At 71.4% G+C, this 16,768-nt stretch carries 13 protein-coding genes and 1 riboswitch; of the genes, 8 read left to right on the forward strand and 5 right to left on the reverse strand.

Annotated elements, in window-relative coordinates:
- Positions 1-270 precede the first annotated feature (270 nt).
- On the forward strand, positions 271-1,926 hold the full coding sequence (locus tag ACGF2Y_RS29330) for a DUF5691 domain-containing protein (RefSeq protein WP_392953558.1): 1,656 nt from the start codon (positions 271-273) through the stop codon (positions 1,924-1,926).
- A 324-nt stretch (positions 1,927-2,250) separates the two neighbouring features.
- On the opposite strand, the gene ACGF2Y_RS29335 is transcribed toward ACGF2Y_RS29330, so the two are convergent.
- Complete coding sequence (locus tag ACGF2Y_RS29335; RefSeq protein ID WP_392953561.1) at positions 2,251-2,664, reverse strand: cobalamin B12-binding domain-containing protein; 414 nt, start codon at positions 2,662-2,664, stop codon at positions 2,251-2,253.
- 389 nt (positions 2,665-3,053) lie between these two features.
- Here ACGF2Y_RS29335 and ACGF2Y_RS29340 point away from each other — a divergent pair, with 389 nt between their 5' ends.
- Complete coding sequence (locus ACGF2Y_RS29340; protein ID WP_392953564.1) at positions 3,054-4,037, forward strand: alpha/beta fold hydrolase; 984 nt, start codon at positions 3,054-3,056, stop codon at positions 4,035-4,037.
- A 204-nt stretch (positions 4,038-4,241) separates the two neighbouring features.
- The gene (locus ACGF2Y_RS29345; protein ID WP_392953567.1) at positions 4,242-5,996 is read left to right on the forward strand and encodes a peptidoglycan DD-metalloendopeptidase family protein; all 1,755 of its coding nucleotides are present in this window, start codon (positions 4,242-4,244) and stop codon (positions 5,994-5,996) included.
- An 81-nt stretch (positions 5,997-6,077) separates the two neighbouring features.
- Here the strand turns inward: ACGF2Y_RS29345 and pcrA are convergent, their stop codons facing one another.
- A complete protein-coding gene (pcrA, locus tag ACGF2Y_RS29350; protein WP_392953569.1) occupies positions 6,078-8,516 on the reverse strand; it encodes a DNA helicase PcrA in 2,439 nt (812 codons plus the stop codon).
- A gap of 269 nt (positions 8,517-8,785) precedes the next feature.
- Positions 8,786-8,952: riboswitch (cyclic di-AMP (ydaO/yuaA leader) on the forward strand.
- Between the two features lie 7 nt (positions 8,953-8,959).
- Here pcrA and ACGF2Y_RS29355 point away from each other — a divergent pair.
- Positions 8,960-10,147, forward strand: coding sequence for an NlpC/P60 family protein (locus tag ACGF2Y_RS29355; RefSeq protein ID WP_392953572.1), 1,188 nt, complete (start codon positions 8,960-8,962; stop codon positions 10,145-10,147).
- 141 nt (positions 10,148-10,288) lie between these two features.
- Here the strand turns inward: ACGF2Y_RS29355 and ACGF2Y_RS29360 are convergent, their stop codons facing one another.
- On the reverse strand, positions 10,289-10,642 hold the full coding sequence (locus tag ACGF2Y_RS29360) for a hypothetical protein (RefSeq protein WP_392953575.1): 354 nt from the start codon (positions 10,640-10,642) through the stop codon (positions 10,289-10,291).
- Between the two features lie 258 nt (positions 10,643-10,900).
- Between ACGF2Y_RS29360 and ACGF2Y_RS29365 the strand changes: the two genes are divergently transcribed.
- Positions 10,901-11,980 (forward strand): NlpC/P60 family protein, encoded by a 1,080-nt coding sequence (locus ACGF2Y_RS29365; RefSeq protein WP_392953578.1) that lies wholly within the window; start codon positions 10,901-10,903, stop codon positions 11,978-11,980.
- Positions 11,981-12,018: 38 nt separating this feature from the next.
- Positions 12,019-12,786 (forward strand): GNAT family N-acetyltransferase, encoded by a 768-nt coding sequence (locus ACGF2Y_RS29370; protein ID WP_392953581.1) that lies wholly within the window; start codon positions 12,019-12,021, stop codon positions 12,784-12,786.
- A gap of 9 nt (positions 12,787-12,795) precedes the next feature.
- Here the strand turns inward: ACGF2Y_RS29370 and ACGF2Y_RS29375 are convergent, their stop codons facing one another.
- Positions 12,796-13,491: a response regulator transcription factor gene (locus tag ACGF2Y_RS29375; RefSeq protein WP_007450924.1), complete on the reverse strand. Its 696-nt coding sequence runs from the start codon at positions 13,489-13,491 to the stop codon at positions 12,796-12,798.
- On the reverse strand, positions 13,488-14,774 hold the full coding sequence (locus ACGF2Y_RS29380; protein WP_392953584.1) for a PspC domain-containing protein: 1,287 nt from the start codon (positions 14,772-14,774) through the stop codon (positions 13,488-13,490). The genes ACGF2Y_RS29375 and ACGF2Y_RS29380 overlap by 4 nt, the downstream gene beginning before the upstream one ends.
- A gap of 582 nt (positions 14,775-15,356) precedes the next feature.
- Here ACGF2Y_RS29380 and ACGF2Y_RS29385 point away from each other — a divergent pair.
- Both ACGF2Y_RS29385 and ACGF2Y_RS29390 read left to right on the forward strand, forming a co-directional pair.
- Positions 15,357-16,460: a glycosyltransferase family 2 protein gene (locus ACGF2Y_RS29385; protein WP_392953587.1), complete on the forward strand. Its 1,104-nt coding sequence runs from the start codon at positions 15,357-15,359 to the stop codon at positions 16,458-16,460.
- On the forward strand, positions 16,451-16,648 hold the full coding sequence (locus ACGF2Y_RS29390; RefSeq protein ID WP_392953590.1) for a hypothetical protein: 198 nt from the start codon (positions 16,451-16,453) through the stop codon (positions 16,646-16,648). Before ACGF2Y_RS29385 ends, ACGF2Y_RS29390 begins: the two co-directional genes overlap by 10 nt.
- The last annotated feature ends 120 nt before the right edge of the window (positions 16,649-16,768 follow it).

Genomic DNA, 16,768 nt, shown 5'->3' on the forward strand with positions numbered 1-16,768 from the left:
ACCGGGTGACCGGGTGACCGGGGCGGCCTGCCCCGGCCGTCCCCGGTGCACCCCGACGCCCACCCCGCCCCACCCTTCCGCCCTCGGCCGCCCGCCCACTACCCGCCGCTCGCTGCCCACCGTTCCTGCCCACCACTCGTGTCTGCCGTTCCTATCCGCCGTTCCTGCCCACCATTCGTAGCCGCCGCTCGCTGCCCACCGTTCCTGTCGGCCGTTCCGATCGGCCGTTCCTGTCCGACATCCCCGTATTCCTGCCACTGGAGGGGAAAGATGCCTCGCACGACCAGCCCCACCACCACCGCTTCCGCTTCCGCCACCGACACCGCATCCGCATCCGTCGGCTCCCTCCCCTGGGAGGAGCTGGTCACCTCGGCGCTCCTGGGCACCGACCGCCGGCCTCCGGCCCCGCGCAGCGGCCCCGTCCCGGCCGACGCTCCCGCGGCCCTGCTGGACGCCGCCGCGCTGCACACCGTGCGGCAGCGGGCCGGGCTGCTGCCCGCCGTGCCGGAGGCCCGGCCCGAGCCCGCCGCCCCGGATCCGCGTCCGCCGCTCCCCGAGGCCGCCCGGCACCGGCTCGCCCATCTGCTGGCCGACCGTGCCGCGCCCCCGGGCGGCGGGCGGCGCGGGACCGCGCCCGACCTCACCGAGCTCATTCCGCAGTGGCTGGCCACCGCCAACCGGAAGGGCTTCCGTGCCCCTGCGGCCCTCCTGCCGCCGCTGCTGGACGCCGCCCGCGCCCGGACGGACCTGCGCCCGCAGGCACTCGCGTTCGCCGGGCCGCGCGGTCTGTGGCTGGCCGGGCTGAATCCCGACTGGAAGTTCGCGCTGCGGGGCTCCGCGAGCGGCACGCTCGGGCCCGACATCAGGGACCCGGATGCGGTGCGCCGGCTGTGGGAGGAGGGGCTCTTCGCGGAGCGGGTCGCGCTGCTCGACGCCGTACGGGCGCAGGATCCGTCCGCCGGACTCGCCCTGCTCACCACCACATGGTCAACCGAACGGGCCGAGGACCGCCTGATGTTCCTGGACTCCCTGCGGTCCGGGCTCGGGGGCGACGACGAGCCGTTCCTGGAGCAGGCCCTGTCCGACCGCAGCCGCAACGTCCGCGCCACCGCCGCCGAACTGCTGTCCGCCCTGCCCGCGTCGGCTCTCGCCGGGCGGATGGCGGCCCGCGCGCTGTCCTGCGTCAGCCCCGACCGTACGGGGGATGTCCTCTCCATCGTTGTGGAGGCGCCGCACGAGTGCGACGCGGAAATGCAGCGTGACGGTATCGCCGCGGTCCCGCCGACGGGTCGGGGCGAACGGTCCTGGTGGCTCGGACAGGTGGTGGAGGCCACCCCGCTCGGCGCCTGGGAGGAGCGGTTCGGCGGGCGTCCGGCCGAGGAGGTCGTGGCCCTGCCGGTCGCCGACGACTGGGCCGGGGAGCTGCACACCGCATGGTGCCGGGCGGCGATGCGGCAGCGGAATCCGCAGTGGTCCCGGGCGTTGCTCGGGCGTCCCTCGGCACCCGAGCAAAGCCCCGGGACGGCCTCGATCGCCGAGCGGTCAAAGCTCCTCGCGATCCTGGACGCGGACGAACGGGCCTCCTGGGTCGCCGAGTTCATCGCCGCGCACGGTCTGTCGGAGGCGTTCCAGCTGCTCGCGGTGTGCATGGTCCCCTGGGCCGGACCGCTCGGGCGTGCGGTGGTCGACGCACTCGACATCGCGCGGGACGGCGGGAGTTACCCGTGGAGCTTCAGCGGAGTGATGGGCCTCGCGGAACGCTGCCTGGATCCGGCAGAGGCCGACCGGCTGGAGGTCCTGACGGCCGCGCAGGACGAGCAGGAGGGTGCGTCACCGGGAGCGGGCGGCTACTGGTCGGAGGCCTTCCAGCGCCTGGTCTCCACCCTGCGGCTGCGCGCCGCGATGGAGGCGGAGCTGATGGCCTGACGCGGCGCTGCGGACGGAGCCGGTGACCCGGCGCGCCGAAAGCGTTCGCGACGAGCCGACACCGCGCCGAAAACGGTTCGGGCGACCCGACACCGCACCGCACCGCACCGAAAACGATTCCGGCCGCCCCGACGCCGCGCCGAAGACGGCTCCGGCGACCCGACACCGCACCGGAGGCGGCTCCGGCGACCGGCGCGACGACGGGAACCACCACCACCGCCCGCGCGGGCCCCGTGCGCAGGGTCCGCCGCCTCTCCGGCCCTGACGCCTGCCCCGCCGCCCGCGCGGGCCCCGTGCACAGCGGGCCCGCCCCGGGGTCGGCGTTCAGGTCTGGGCGGCCTGGCGGACGTTGGCGTTGACCCATGTGACGATCTCGGTCGTCGTCGCCCCCGGGGTGAAGAGCTCCGCGACGCCCAGCTCCTTCAGCGGTGCGATGTCGTCCTCCGGGATGATCCCGCCGCCGAACACCTTGATGTCCTCCGCCTCCCGGGCCTTCAGGAGCTCGATCACCTTGGCGAACAGCGTGTTGTGCGCCCCGGAGAGGATCGAGAGGCCGATGGCGTCGGCGTCCTCCTGGATCGCCGTGTCGACGATCTGCTCGGGCGTCTGGTGGAGCCCCGTGTAGATCACCTCCATACCGGCGTCCCGCAACGCCCGCGCGATGACTTTGGCGCCGCGGTCGTGGCCGTCGAGCCCCGGCTTGGCCACCACCACACGGATCGGACCGGTCACACCCATCACTGCCTCCACCTGGTCTCCCGTGCCTGAAGGGCCGGGGATGTGAACGAACGTTATCCACAGCATCCCGCAAGCCGCTGTTTCGCGGCAGGCGGGGAGGGGGAAATCACACGTGGGACATGTTCGCCAGGCTCCGTCCCCCGTACCACGCGGTGTTCCGGCCGCGCGGAGCCCGGCGCGAGACACCCCCTGGAGGAGCTGCTACGAGGTCGTCGTACCACCGCGCCGCCAGCCGCACGGCACGGTGGTACGACCCCCGTCGCCGCCCGGCCCGCCCGGCCCCGCGGCACTCGTACCGACACCCCACCCCCGGCACTCGCGCCGACACCCCATGAGGGCATACGGGACGGGAGCCGCCTCCCCCGTACGCCCGTGTCAGGAGGCCGGCCGTGAAGCTCCTTCCTTTCCTCTCCCTGTTGCCCCGCTTCCCCCGCCTGCCGGTCGTCCCCCGGCTGTCGTCCGCACTGCTCGGCGCCACCGCGCTGGAGCTGGTCGTCCTCGCCGGGCACCTGATCGTCTACCCCTTCGGCCTCGCCCCGGAGCGCCGCCCGCCGACCCGGCCGACGAACACCGGCACCGACGCCCCGGACCCGGACGCGGGTCCCGGCCCGGACGCGGGTCCCGCCCTGGACCCGGCGGAGGCCGCGCCGCCCACGGCCACCACCCAACCGGCCGCCACCCGGCCGGCCACGGCCCTGCCGGTCACCGGTCTGCCGGTCACGGCCTCCGCCACGCCGCCCGTCGTCCTGCTGCACGGCTTCATCGACAACCGTTCCGTCTTCGTCGTCCTGCGCCGCGCACTGACCCGGCACGGCCACCGCCACCTGGAATCACTCAACTACTCCCCGCTGACACGCGACATCCGCGCCGCCGCCGACCTGCTCGGGCGGCATGTGGAGGAAATCTGCGCGCGCACCGGGCACAGCCGGGTCGACATCGTCGGGCACAGCCTCGGCGGCCTGATCGCCCGGTACTACGTACAGCGACTCGGCGGTGACCGGCGGGTGCGCACCCTGGTGACGCTGGGGACCCCGCACGGGGGCACCGCCGTCGCCCCCGGGGCCGGCATTCACCCCATCGTGCGGCAGATGCGTGGCGGTTCCTCCGTGATCGAGGAACTGCGCGGCCCCGCCCCCGGCTGCCGGACCCGTTTCGTGAGCTTCTGGAGCGAGTTGGACCGGGTGATGGTCCCCGTCGAAACGGCGTGCGTCGATCACCCCGATCTCGACACGGTGAACGTGCGCGTCACCGGCATCGGCCACCTCGCGCTGCCCGTGCACCCGACGGTGGCCGCCGCGATCCGTGAGGCTCTCGATGCGCCGGAGGCAGCGGAGGACACGGCACCCACCGCCGGAGCGGCTTCCGTGGCCTGAAATAGAACATCACTCGAACGTAGGGCCAAGGCTGCGTCAGCCGTCCACCGAAAGACGGCCGATTGCCCGTTTCCGGCGAACGCAAAACCTGTCGAAGATTGTCGTCCTCACATACCGCCGGGTACAGTCGCCGCCACTGCTTCCCCCTGGGACCCCCTGACCGGGACCCAGAACTGTCCTGCTGCCGAGGCGAGAGAGAAGTTGGTGAACGACCAGCACCCCCACGCCGGGCACGTCGGGTACGACGACCGATCGACCGGCAGCTTCGCCACCGACCCGCTCTTCGGCTCCCTTCCGGGCGGCCACGACACCGGCCACGACGCGGGTCACCCCGCCGCCGGTTACGGCGACACCACCTACGGCGCCGGCTACGACACCGCGTACGCGACCGGACAGCCGGACCACAGCGGCCAGTACGACTCCTCCGCGTGGAACACCGGCGCACAGCGGACCCTCGCCCACGACGGTTACGCCCCGCAGGAGCAGGCCTCGCAGCAGGCCCCGCAGCAGTGGGACACCTCCGGGGCCTGGCAGCAGGTCACCGACCAGGACCTGACCGGTCAGTGGGCGACCGCCCCGTACAGCACGGACACCCCGTACGCCACGGAGGCGTACGGCACCGGGGCGTACGGGACGGGTGCCTACGAGACCGGTACGTACCCGGCCGGCACCGCGTACGGAACCGGCGGCGTCCGCGGGACGGACGTCCACGAGACCGGGGCGTATCCGGCCGAGGCGTATCCGACCGGCGCGTACGACACCGCGGCCGTCGCCGACGACACCGGTAGGCATGACACCGGTTCGTACGAGACCGGTTCGTACGAGACCGGTTCACATGACACCGGTTCGTACGCCACCGGGACGTACGCCACCACCGGCGCCTACGGCATGGGTGCGTACGGCACAGGTACGTACGACACCGGCGCCTACGACGCGACCGCATGGAACTCCGGCGCCACGCCCGGGGAGTGCGCGTACGAACCCGAACATACGTCGCACCCGCTGTACGAACAGCAGTCGGCCGACGCGACGGCGCCCGAAGTGCCGGCCGAGCCGGACGGTACGTCCGAGGAGCCCGAGGCCGAGCTGTCCTCCACCGCCACCTTCCCCGCCCTCGCACCGGACGCCGCGCCGGAGCCGGACGCCGGGGACGACTTCCCCGCCCCGCACCCCGCGAACCGCACCGCCGCCCGTCCCCCCGCCCCCCGCAGCCGGGCCCGTCGGCGTACCCCCGCCAAGCGCTCCGCCCTGCTGACCGTCGCGGTGCCCTCCGCCTGCGTGATGAGCGTCGCGGGCATCGCCGCGGCCTCGGTCGGTGGGCTGTCCGGCGACGAGGAGAAGAAGGACGAGACGACCACCTCGCTGGCGGTCGCCGACCCCAGCACGGTCCAGCCGGTCGCCGCGAACAACCGGCTGGACAGCCAGCTGGCGCAGCTCTCGGAGGGCAGCGACGACTTCCGTGAGCGCGCGAGCCGCACCCAGGAGCGCATCGACCTGCGGGAACGCCAGGCCGCGGAGAAGAAGAAGCGCGAGGAGGAGGCCGCACGCCGTGAGGCGCTGCGACCCAAGTTCGTCCTGCCGGTCAAGCAGCACGGGCTCAGCGCCTACTACGGCCAGGCGGGCGTCAACTGGATGTCCGTGCACTCGGGCATCGACTTCCCCGTCTCGTACGGCACTCCGGTGATGGCCGCGACCGACGGCACCGTACGCACCCAGCTGAACAGCGCCTATGGAGTCATGGCGATCGTGACCGCCGCCGACGGCACCGAGACCTGGTACTGCCACCTCAGCAGCACGAAGATCCGCTCGGGCCCGGTGAAGGCCGGTGACGTCATCGCGTACTCCGGGAATTCGGGCAACTCCACCGGTCCGCACCTGCACTTCGAGGTCCGGCCGGGCGGCGGTTCGGCGATCGACCCGCTGGCGTGGCTGCGCAGCAAGGGCCTCAACCCGACCTGAGACGGACACCCGGAAGCGGGAGGGAGGGCCCTCGGCCCTCCCTCCCGCTTTCTGCTGCCTCGCCCGTATATCTCTCGCCGTCTACAGCTTCTCGACCGGTGCGTACCGCAGCAGCAGCTTCTTCGGGCGCTCGTCGCCGAAGTCGACCGTCGCCTTGGCCTGGTCGCCGAAGCCCTCGACAGCCGTCACCGTGCCGAGCCCGAACTGGTCGTGCGTGACCCGGTCGCCGGCCACCAGGGTGACCGTCGGCTTCTCCGTGCCGCGCCGGGTCGCGAAGCCCGAGGGGCCGGTGCGGGAGCGGGAGGAGGACAGCGAGGACGTGATGCCGGAGGTGGGTCCCGCGGGGGCGGCCATCGGGCCCTTGCGCTTCCAGTCCAGGTGCTGCTCCGGGATCTCCTCCAGGAACCGCGAGGGCGGGTTGTACGAGGGCTGGCCCCAGGCGCTGCGCATCGCGGCCCGGGTCAGATAGAGCCGTTCGCGGGCGCGGGTGATGCCGACGTACGCGAGGCGGCGCTCCTCCTCCAGCTCCTTGGTCTGGCCGAGGGCCCGCATGTGCGGGAAGACGCCGTCCTCCATGCCGGTGAGGAAGACGACCGGGAACTCCAGGCCCTTCGCGGTGTGCAGGGTCATCAGCGTGATGACCCCGGAGCCGTCCTCGTCCTCGTCGGGGATCTGGTCGGAGTCCGCGACGAGCGCGACCTTCTCCAGGAACTCCGCGAGCGTCCCCGCGCCCTCCGTCTCGCCCCGCTCCTGCTCGAATTCGAGGGCGACGGCGGCGAGTTCCTGGAGGTTCTCGATGCGGGTCTCGTCCTGCGGGTCGGTGGAGGCCTGGAGCTCGGCGAGATAGCCCGTGCGCTCCAGGACCGCTTCCAGCACGACGGCGGGCCCGGCGCCGGACTCGACGATCGTGCGCAGCTCCTCCATCAGCGTGTTGAAGCGCTTGACGGCGTTGGACGAGCGGGCGGCCATGCCGTACGCCTCGTCCACCCGGCGCAGTGCCTGCGGGAAGGAGATCTTCTCCCGCATCGACAGGGCGTCGATCATCGCTTCGGCGCGGTCGCCGATGCCGCGCTTGGGGACGTTGAGGATGCGGCGCAGCGGGACGGTGTCCTCGGGGTTGGCGAGGACCCGGAGGTAGGCCAGGACGTCCCGGACCTCCTTGCGCTCGTAGAAGCGCACGCCGCCGACGACCTTGTAGGGCAGGCCGACGCGGATGAAGATCTCTTCGAAGACACGGGACTGGGCGTTGGTCCGGTAGAAGACGGCGACGTCGCCCGCCTTGGCGTCGCCCGCGTCGGTGAGCCGGTCGATCTCGTCGGCGACGAACTGCGCCTCGTCGTGCTCGGTGTCCGCGACATAGCCGGTGATGCGGGCGCCGGAGCCGGCGTTGGTCCAGAGGTTCTTGGGGCGGCGGCTCTCGTTGCGCTCGATGACGGCGTTGGCGGCGGAGAGAATCGTCTGCGTGGAGCGGTAGTTCTGCTCCAGCATGATCGTCGTCGCGCTCGGGTAGTCCTCCTCGAACTGGAGGATGTTGCGGATGGTCGCGCCCCGGAAGGCGTAGATCGACTGGTCCGCGTCGCCCACCACGCACAGCTCGGCGGGGGCGTCGGCCTCTCCGGCCGGGCCGACCAGCTCCCGTACCAGCGTGTACTGGGCGTGGTTGGTGTCCTGGTACTCGTCGACCAGGACGTGGCGGAAGCGGCGGCGGTAGTGCTCGGCGACGTCCGGGAAGGCCTGGAGGAGGTGGACCGTCGTCATGATGATGTCGTCGAAGTCCAGGGCGTTGGCCTCGCGCAGGCGGGCCTGGTAAAGCGCGTACGCCTGGGCCAAGGTCTTCTCGAAGCCATCGGCAGCCTGCCCGGCGAAGGTCTCCTCGTCGATGAGCTCGTTCTTGAGGTTGGAGACCTTGGCGGTGAAGGACTTCGGCGGGTGGCGCTTGGGGTCCAGGTCGAGGTCGCGGCAGACCAGGGCCATCAGGCGCTTGGAGTCGGCGGCGTCGTAGATCGAGAAGGACGAGGTGAAGCCGAGCTTCTTCGACTCGCGGCGCAGGATGCGGACGCACGCGCTGTGGAAGGTCATGACCCACATGGCGTTGGCGCGCGGGCCGACGAGCTGCTCGACGCGCTCCTTCATCTCGCCCGCGGCCTTGTTGGTGAAGGTGATCGCGAGGATCTGCCCGGGGTGCGTGCCGCGCTCGGCCAGCAGGTGGGCGATGCGGTGGGTGAGCACCCGGGTCTTGCCGGAGCCGGCCCCGGCGACAATGAGCAGCGGGGATCCGGCGTGCACGACGGCGGCGCGCTGCTCGGTGTTCAGCCCGTCGAGCAGCGCCGCGGCGTCGATCACCGGGCGCGGGTGGCCGTCCCGGTAATACCCGTCCCGGGGCGGCGGGGGCGCGTCGTAGACGCCCTCGAAGAGTCCCTCCGGCACCGCTTCGGGCGCGTGGTCCTCGGGGGGCGGCGGGGGGCCGTCCTCCGCGGGCTGGAGGCCGGTCAGGAAACTGTCGTCAAAGAGGCTGCTCATCGCCTCCCGAGTTTAGGCTGCCGGACTGACAACCTTCGGCCGAAGGCCGGAAGCAGCCCTCGGCACCCGTACGCCACCGGTACGCACGGAGAGCGGACGCCCACGTTCCGTGAAGGAGTGCCCGGTCGGAAGGGGTGTGTGGCCCATGATCCGAAAAGGTCACGAAAATGTATCGGGCATATCGCTCATGCTCCTTCCCAGCGGTGCCACGGGTTGGCTAGCGTGCTCGGTCAGGTGATCCGTACCTCCCTGAGGCGAACCGCGCCTAACGGACACCTCTGCCGAATCCGTCCTGCCCTCCAGGTAGTTCGGAACCGGGGACCCACACGCAGAACCGGGGTGAATCGGTCCGTGCCCTCGCATCCGGACCGTAGGACAGCCTTCCGTTCCGTCCGAACCCGACAGCTAACCCGGTAGGCGGTCCACGGAAGGAGATGCCGGTCTTGGCATCGCATCGCAAGCCGCGCACGAAGGTGCGCACCACCACTCCCGCCGTCGGGCTGACGACGGCCGCGCTGGCCTCCGTGACGTTGCTCTCCACGCAGAGCGCCACGGCCGCGCCCGCGGAGCCGAAGCCCACCATCGAGGAAGTGCAGAAGAAGGTCGACGCCCTGTACCGGCAGGCGGGCACCGCGACCCAGGAGTACAACCGGGCCAAGGCCGCCTCCGCCACGCAGCAGAAGAAGGTCGCCACGCTGCTCGCGGACGTGGCGAAGCGGACCGAGAAGATCAACGAGGCGCGCCGCGCGCTGGGCTCCTACGCGGCGGCCCAGTACCGCAGCGGCGGCATCGCGCCCACGGCGACGTTCTTCCTGGCGGACGACCCGCAGGGGTACTTCGACCAGAGCCGGCTCATGGACCGGGCGACAGAGAGGCAGCAGAAGGCCGTCACCGATTTCCGTACGCAGCAGGCGGCGGCGGCGAAGAAGCGCGCGGAGGCGGTGAAGAGCCTGGAGACCCTCACCGAGACGCAGGCCACACGCGCCTCCAGCAAGAAGGACGTGCAGACCAAGCTCACCGAGGCCCGCGGCCTGTTGTCCCGGCTGACCGCCGAGGAGAAGGCGCGGCTGGCGGAGCTGGAGCGCAAGAAGGAGGCCGAGGCCAAGGAGAAGGCGGCGAAGCTGGCCGCCCGGCAGGCCGCCGAGGCGAAGGAGAAGGCCGAGGCGGAGGAGAAGGCCCGCGAGGAGGCCGCGAAGGAGTCCAGCGGCGGTTCGGGAACGGGCTCCGGATCCGGTACGGGCACGGGGTCGGGCTCCGGCACCGGCACGGGCAGCGGTTACGCCGCCAAGGCGGAGAAGGTGCTGGACTTCGCCCGCGCCCAGATCGGGAAGCCGTACGTCTGGGGCGCGTCGGGCCCGTCCAGTTACGACTGCTCGGGGCTGACGCAGGCGGCGTGGCGGGAGGCGGGCGTGACCCTGCCCCGGACGACCTGGGACCAGGTGAACGTCGGAACCCGGGTCGCCACCTCCGACCTGCTCCCCGGGGACCTGGTCTTCTTCTACGACGACATCAGCCACGTCGGCATCTACAAGGGCGACGGGATGATGATCCACGCCCCGAAGCCGGGTGCGAACGTGCGCGAGGAGTCGATCTACTCCATGCCGATCTACGGAAGCGTGCGCCCGGCGTAGCAACAGTGCGTAGGGGCAGCGCGTAGGGGCAGTAGGTAGGGGCAGTAGGTAGCGCCAGAACGCGTAGGACCGGTACGTAGCAGCAGTACGCGTACGGGGCCGGGGGCGGCTCTTCAGCGGTCGTTCCCGGAACGCCTCACCTCATGTCCAGACGGTGGCGATGAAGATGTTGGCGACCGTCAGCCCGCCGACCGCCGCGAACGCGCCCTTGTCGACCTTCTCGTCGTCCCGCTTGACGTAGACCAAGGCGAGGATCACGACCAGCAGCGCCAGCTTGATGCCGATCTTGACGTTGTTCACGGCCTGATCGTCGGCCTGGTTGAGGCCGACCAGGGCGACACCGGTGACCAGCATGGTCAGCGCGCCGTGAAGCATCGCGGGGACGAAGCGGGCGGTCCCCGCCCCCATGGCCTTCATCTGCGTCAGGAAGCCGCCCAGCAGGGAGGCGATGCCGATGATGTGCAGGGCGACGAAGACATTGATGAGTACGTCCATGGATCCGGAGCCTAGCCATGGCCAGTGTTTCACCGTGCAGTGAGGCAAGCCTTCCTTTTGCACCTTCCTCGTGCGCCTTCTCGGCCGTGAGCGAATCGCCCTGCAATAGGACCCCATTCCCGATCGAATGCGACCGGCGAAACGTCACATCAGGGCAATAGCTGTCATGGTGACTCTTTTCCCCGCACCCGGATTAGCGTCCTTCACGGACCCGCCGGTATCTCCCGGCGGGCAGCCGACAGAAAGGATGCCATCCCCGTGGCAGCGCACCGCAGGTCAGCTCACCGAAAACCCAAGCAGCGCCCGTTCGCCGGCCCTGCTGCCCGCACCGCCGCCACCCTGGCGCTCGCCGGGGCCGCCACCGCCGGCTCGGTCACCGGAGCGGGCGCGGCCCCCGCCGAACCGGCCCCCACCGCCACGCAGGTCAAGGCGAAGGTCGACCGGCTGTACCACGACGCCGAGGTCGCCACCGAGAAGTACAACGGGGCGAAGGAGAAGGCGGCCGCCGCCACCCGCACCGTCGAGGACCTGACCGACGAGGCCGCCCGCCGCACCGACCGCCTCAACACCGCCCGGCACGCCCTGGGTTCGCTGGCCACCGCGCAGTACCGCGGCGGCACCCTCGATCCGGCCCTGCAACTGGCGCTCTCCTCCGACCCCGACACCTATCTGCAACGCGCCTCCTACCTCGACCGGGTGGGCGACCGGCAGACGGGCATGCTGCGGAACATCAAGCGGCAGGTCTCCCAGATCACCCGCGTCAAGGCCCGCGCCGACCAGGAGACCGAACGCCTCGCCGCCCGCCGCGCCGAGCTGCGCGAACACCGCACCGTGATCCGCACCAAGCTGGCCGACGCCCGCAGGCTGCTGGACACCCTGACCGCCGATGAGCGCGCCGAACACGAACGCTCCGCCGACGCCCGGCACGGCGGCGGCCCGGCCCACGCCGACCGCTCCACCGCCCGGAGCGGACCGGTCGCGCCCTCGAACTCCCGCGCCGCGCAAGCCATCGCCTTCGCGCACGGCGCGATCGGCAAGCCGTACGTCTGGGGCGCGACGGGCCCGAACGCCTTCGACTGCTCGGGCCTGACCCAGGCGGCCTGGAAGGCGGCGGGCGTCAGCCTGCCCCGCACCACCTACACCCAGATCAACGCCGGACAGCGCATCCCGCGCTCCCGACTGGCCCCCGGCGACCTGGTGTTCTTCTACTCCGGGATCAGCCACGTCGGCCTCTACATCGGCGGCGGCCAGATGATCCACGCCCCGCGCCCGGGAGCACCGGTGCGCATCGCCCCCATCGATCAAATGCCTTTCGCCGGAGCGACCCGGGTGGCATAGTCCCCGGCACCGATCCGTACCGCCGAAGGAACTCCCGTATGACGATGGCGAACGCCGTCCAGGACTACGCCCGTACGCTCACGCTGCGGTCTCCCGACCACTACCGGGTGGGCCCGTTCACCGTCCGGCACAACCCGGACTGGGAGCTGAAGTACGCCAACTACGCGATCCCCGACCGGGAAGCGGAACCCACGGCGGACGAGGTGGCGGCCCTGGTCGAGGCGTTCCGGGAGCACGAACGGCTCCCCCGCCTGGAGTTTCTGCCCGCCTGGGCCCCGGCCGTCGAACCGGCCCTGCTCGCCGCCGGTTTCACCGTGGAGAACCGGGCCCCGCTGCTGGCCTGCGGCCACGGGGACCTCCGGACGCCGAAACCGGTCGACGGCCTCCGCATCACCGTGCCCGGCACCGAAGCGGAATTCACCGACGCCGCCCGCGTCCAGCACCGGGGCTTCGGCGGCGAGGGCGAGCCCGAGCAGGGAGTGGCCGACTGGCTGCGTGCGGCGGCCACCGGCGACGGGGTCGCCGCCCTGGCCGTCCTCGACGGCACACCGGCCGGGGCCGGGGGCTGCTCGGTCGCGGTCGACGGCCTCAGCGAACTGGCCGGCCTCGCCGTCGCCGCCCCCTTCCGGCGTCGGGGCGTCGGCGCCGCGCTCTCCGCCTGGCTGACGGAACGGGCCCTCGGCCAGGGCTGCCGGACCGTCTGGCTGGAGCCGGGCGACGCCGGCGTCGAGAGGATCTACGCGAGCATCGGCTACCGCCGGATCGGCGAGAAGGTCAACATCTCGCTCGACCCGGCCGGCCGTTGAACGACGGCCTCAGACCAGCCGTCGCGCCGTCGCCCACCGGGTCAGCTCGTGGCGGTTGGAGAGCTGGAGCTTGCGGAGCACCGCCGAGACGTGCGACTCGACCGTCTTCACCGAGATGAACAGCTGCTTGGCGATCTCCTTGTACGCGTAGCCGCGCGCGATCAGCCGCAGCACCTCGCGCTCGCGCTGGGTGAGGCGGTCCAGGTCCTCGTCGACCGGCGGGGCGTCCGTGGAGGCGAAGGCGTCCAGGACGAAGCCGGCCAGGCGGGGCGAGAAGACCGCGTCGCCCTCCTGGACCCGGAAGACCGAGTTCACCAGGTCGGTGCCGGTGATCGTCTTGGTGACGTAGCCGCGCGCACCGCCCCGGATGACGCCGATGACGTCCTCCGCGGCGTCCGAGACGGACAGCGCGAGAAAGCGGACCGGGTTCTCGGCCGTGCCCATCATGGGGGCGCAGCGGCGGAGCACCTCGACGCCGCCGCCGCCCGGGAGGTGGACGTCGAGGAGAACGACCTCGGGGCGGGTCGCCGTGATGACGGTGACCGCCTGGTCGACGTCGGCGGCCTCGCCGACCACCTCGACGCCGGTCTCCTCGGTACGGCCGATCTCGGCCTGCACCCCGGTGCGGAACATCCGGTGGTCGTCGACGAGCACGACCCGTACCCGTCGCTCCGGGCCCCCGGTGGCTTCGGTGTTCTCGGTCATTCGCTCGCCCTCTCCATCTCCAGCTCGACCTCGGTGCCCCCACCGGGCACCGAACGCAGCCGGGCGCTGCCGCCGTTGCGCTGCATCCGGCCGATGATTGATTCTCGTACGCCCATCCGGTCCCCGGGAACCTCGTCCAGGTCGAAGCCCGGACCCCGGTCCCGTACGGACACGAAGACCGTAGTGCCCTCGACCTCCGCGAAGACCTGGACGGCGCCGCCCTCGCCACCGTACTTGGCGGCATTGACCATCGCCTCGCGCGCGGCCTGCATCTGTGCGCTCAGCTTCTCGTCCAGCGGGCAGTCGCCGACCACGACGACCTCCAGGGGGACGCCGTGCTTGTCCTCGACCTCGGCGGCGGCCCGTTTGACGGCCTCGGCCAGGTTCTCCGGCTCGTCGCTCTCGTCCTTGCCGGTGCCCTCGGGGTTGTAGAGCCAGTTGCGCAGCTCGCGTTCCTGGGCGCGGGCGAGGCGTCTGACCTCGCCGCCGTCGTCGGCGTTGCGCTGGATCAGGGTGAGGGTGTGCAGTACGGAGTCGTGGACGTGGGCGGCGACCTCGGCACGCTCCTGGGCGCGGATGCGCATCAGGCGCTCCTCGGAGAGGTCCTGGGTCATCCGCACCAGGTAGGGGCCTGCGAGCAGGGCGATGCCGGTGAGTACGGCGATGGCCGCGGTGAGGACGTTGCCGAGCTGGGCGGCCGAGCCGCGCACCACCATGAACACGGCGAGGCCGAGGCCGACGAGGGCCACCCCGGCGAGGCCGCGGGCCAGGTGCAGCAGCTTGCGGTTGCGGTCGGTCTCCATCCAGCGGGCGCGGCGGGCGTTGTCCGCCTGCCGCCAGACCAGGACGGAGCCGGCGCCGATCAGGAGGGTGGGCCAGATGTAACGGTCGGCCTCGCTGCCCATGTCGACATTGGCGACGAACGCGACGGCCCCGAAGGTCAGGGCGACCAGTGCGAAGACCTGGCCCTTGTCCGGCTTACGAAGCTTGCGGCGGCCGTCCGCCGACGTCTCGAACACCGAGCGCGGGGCGTCGACACCCCCGACGCCGAGCGGGACGACGATCCAGAACACCGCGTACAGCACCGCGCCGAGGCCGTCGGTGAAGAACAGCCCGAGGAAGAGGAACCGCACCCAGGCGACCGGCAGCCCGAGGTGCCCGGCGAGCCCGCGCGCGACGCCGCCGAACATCCGGCCGTCGGCGCTGCGGTAGAGCTTGCGCAGCGGCGGCTCCTCCGGGTCGGCGGCGAGGGAGCTGGCGGCTCGTGCGGTGGCGGCTGGCATACCCCGATCGTCACACGCGCGGGCGCGGGGCGGCATCAGGGTCGATCCCGGAGGCGCCCCTGATCCCGCCCCCGCGGACGGCCTGGCGGTGGCGCCCTCTCCAACGCGGCCCGACGCGCGGTGGTGCCTCCGAGGCAACCCAGCACGACGGAAACCCGGAGGCAGCGCGTGTGTGAGTTCGCTCACCGGACATCACCCATCTCCCTGACGCCTCGCCAAATACGCATAAGGCACGCCGAGTCGAGATCAGGCGGTTTCTCCCAAAAGCGTGGCTGACGAAGTGGCCGGAATTCGCGCCTCACACGTTGCCAACGCAATCCAATGGAACGGCCAACCCAGAGTTCGCCACTTCTTCGCGATCCATACACCGAGACAGGTCCATACCAATGTTGGGAGGTGTGTGATCATGACTGCTGCCAGGTGAACCAGGTACACAGTGCCGTGTGCTGGACATATCAATCCACGCTCGACTGGAGAACCCTTATGGCATTGACAGGGCCAGCCCTGCTCGATTCCGAGGAAGCACTTCCCCAAGGCACCGAAGCCGCCAGGCCGACGTCTCTCCCAACAGTGGACAAGGCGTTGCCGAAAGCACATCGCGAACCGGTGCACGACACCGTCGTCGTGATCCCGGCCCGGAACGAGGAAGCCGAAGTGCTCAGCTCCCTGAAGTCCCTGGCCGCCCAGACCCACCGCCCCGACCTGATCCTCGTCGTGGTGAACAACTCGACGGACGGCACGGAGCGGATCACCCGCGAGTTCGCCGACCGGCCCGGCGTTCCGCAGACCCGGGTGCTGTGCCTGCCCGACAATCCCCACAAAAAGGCGGGGGCTCTCAACCATGCCCTCGCCGGTCTCGCCGAACAGTGCGGAGACCTCACCGGCGCGGCACGCTACGTCCTCGTCATGGACGCGGACACCTCCCTGCATCCGCGGTTCGTCCAGCGTGCACGGATGGTCATGGAATCCGATCCGGACCTGGGCGGCGTGAGCGCGACCTGCTATGGCCGCAGCGGTCTGTGGCAGAACACATGGCAGCGCTACCTCGCCGGCATGCAGATCATCGAGTACGGGAGGTACGCCCACACGCGCTCCCGGACCGACGTGCACACCATGGCCGGCGCCGGTTCCTTCTACAGCACGGCCGCCCTCCAGCACCTCATCGACGCCCGCGGCGAGGTCTTCTGGCAGCACAGCGGCAACCTGGTCGAGGACTACGAGACAACGCTGTCGTTGAAGGAGGCGGGCTGGCGGGTGACCGCCAACCAGTACTGCGTCGCCTACACCGACCTGATGCCGGTTCTCGGCGACCTGGTGCGCCAACGGGAACGCTGGGTGCGCGGAACGCTGGACATCATGCGGCAGCGCGGCTGGACCCGGCACACGCGGCTGTCCATCGTCCAGTACGTGCTCGGCCTCCTCGGCTTCGCCTACAGCCTCGGCTGGGTCGCCGTGTGGGCCGCCCAGTCCGTCGCGCAGGGACAGCCCGCCGGAGACCCGCTCTGGCTGCTCCTCCTGCTCGCCTGGTCGGTCTTCTCCGCGGTCCGGGTCATCCCGCTGGGCTGGAAGGCGATGCTGGTGTGCGCTCTGCTCCTGCCGGAGCTGGTCTTCCAGTTCATCCGCACCTACTGGATGGGCACCTCCCTGTGGCGCTCCTACACCTCCGGAGCGGCCACATGGGCGTGACACGCACCCTGTCCGAGCTGGGCCCGCTCGGCCTGGTCTTCCTCGGCGTCAGCCTGCTGATCCTCCTGTTCAGCGCCGGCTGCTACCTGGCCTCGTTCGCCCGCAGGTGGCACGACGCGCGCGTCGTGCACGAGCGCTCGGCACGGCCGCCGGCCGTGTTCTCCTCCGGGGAGCCTTCCCCGGGGTGAGCGGGGCCGGCCCGCCAGCCCGACCCCGCCCGAGGCGCACACCGCCCGGCCCTTCCGGGGCGTACGCGGGCAATATCAGGGACCGGCCAGGGTCGGCATGGGTCCCGGCGGGCGGTCCGG

The sequence above is a fragment of the Streptomyces sp. NPDC048142 genome (assembly GCF_043202835.1).
Classification (GTDB): Bacteria; Actinomycetota; Actinomycetes; order Streptomycetales; family Streptomycetaceae; genus Streptomyces.

Coding starts and splice junctions, on each gene's coding strand:
- ACGF2Y_RS29330 (WP_392953558.1), top strand. CDS start 271: ATGCCTCGCACGACCAGCCCCACCACCACCGCTTCCGCTTCCGCCACC.
- ACGF2Y_RS29335 (WP_392953561.1), bottom strand. CDS start 2,664: ATGGGTGTGACCGGTCCGATCCGTGTGGTGGTGGCCAAGCCGGGGCTC.
- pcrA (WP_392953569.1), bottom strand. CDS start 8,516: ATGAGCAGCCTCTTTGACGACAGTTTCCTGACCGGCCTCCAGCCCGCG.
- ACGF2Y_RS29360 (WP_392953575.1), bottom strand. CDS start 10,642: ATGGACGTACTCATCAATGTCTTCGTCGCCCTGCACATCATCGGCATC.
- ACGF2Y_RS29370 (WP_392953581.1), top strand. CDS start 12,019: ATGACGATGGCGAACGCCGTCCAGGACTACGCCCGTACGCTCACGCTG.
- ACGF2Y_RS29375 (WP_007450924.1), bottom strand. CDS start 13,491: ATGACCGAGAACACCGAAGCCACCGGGGGCCCGGAGCGACGGGTACGG.
- ACGF2Y_RS29380 (WP_392953584.1), bottom strand. CDS start 14,774: ATGCCAGCCGCCACCGCACGAGCCGCCAGCTCCCTCGCCGCCGACCCG.
- ACGF2Y_RS29390 (WP_392953590.1), top strand. CDS start 16,451: ATGGGCGTGACACGCACCCTGTCCGAGCTGGGCCCGCTCGGCCTGGTC.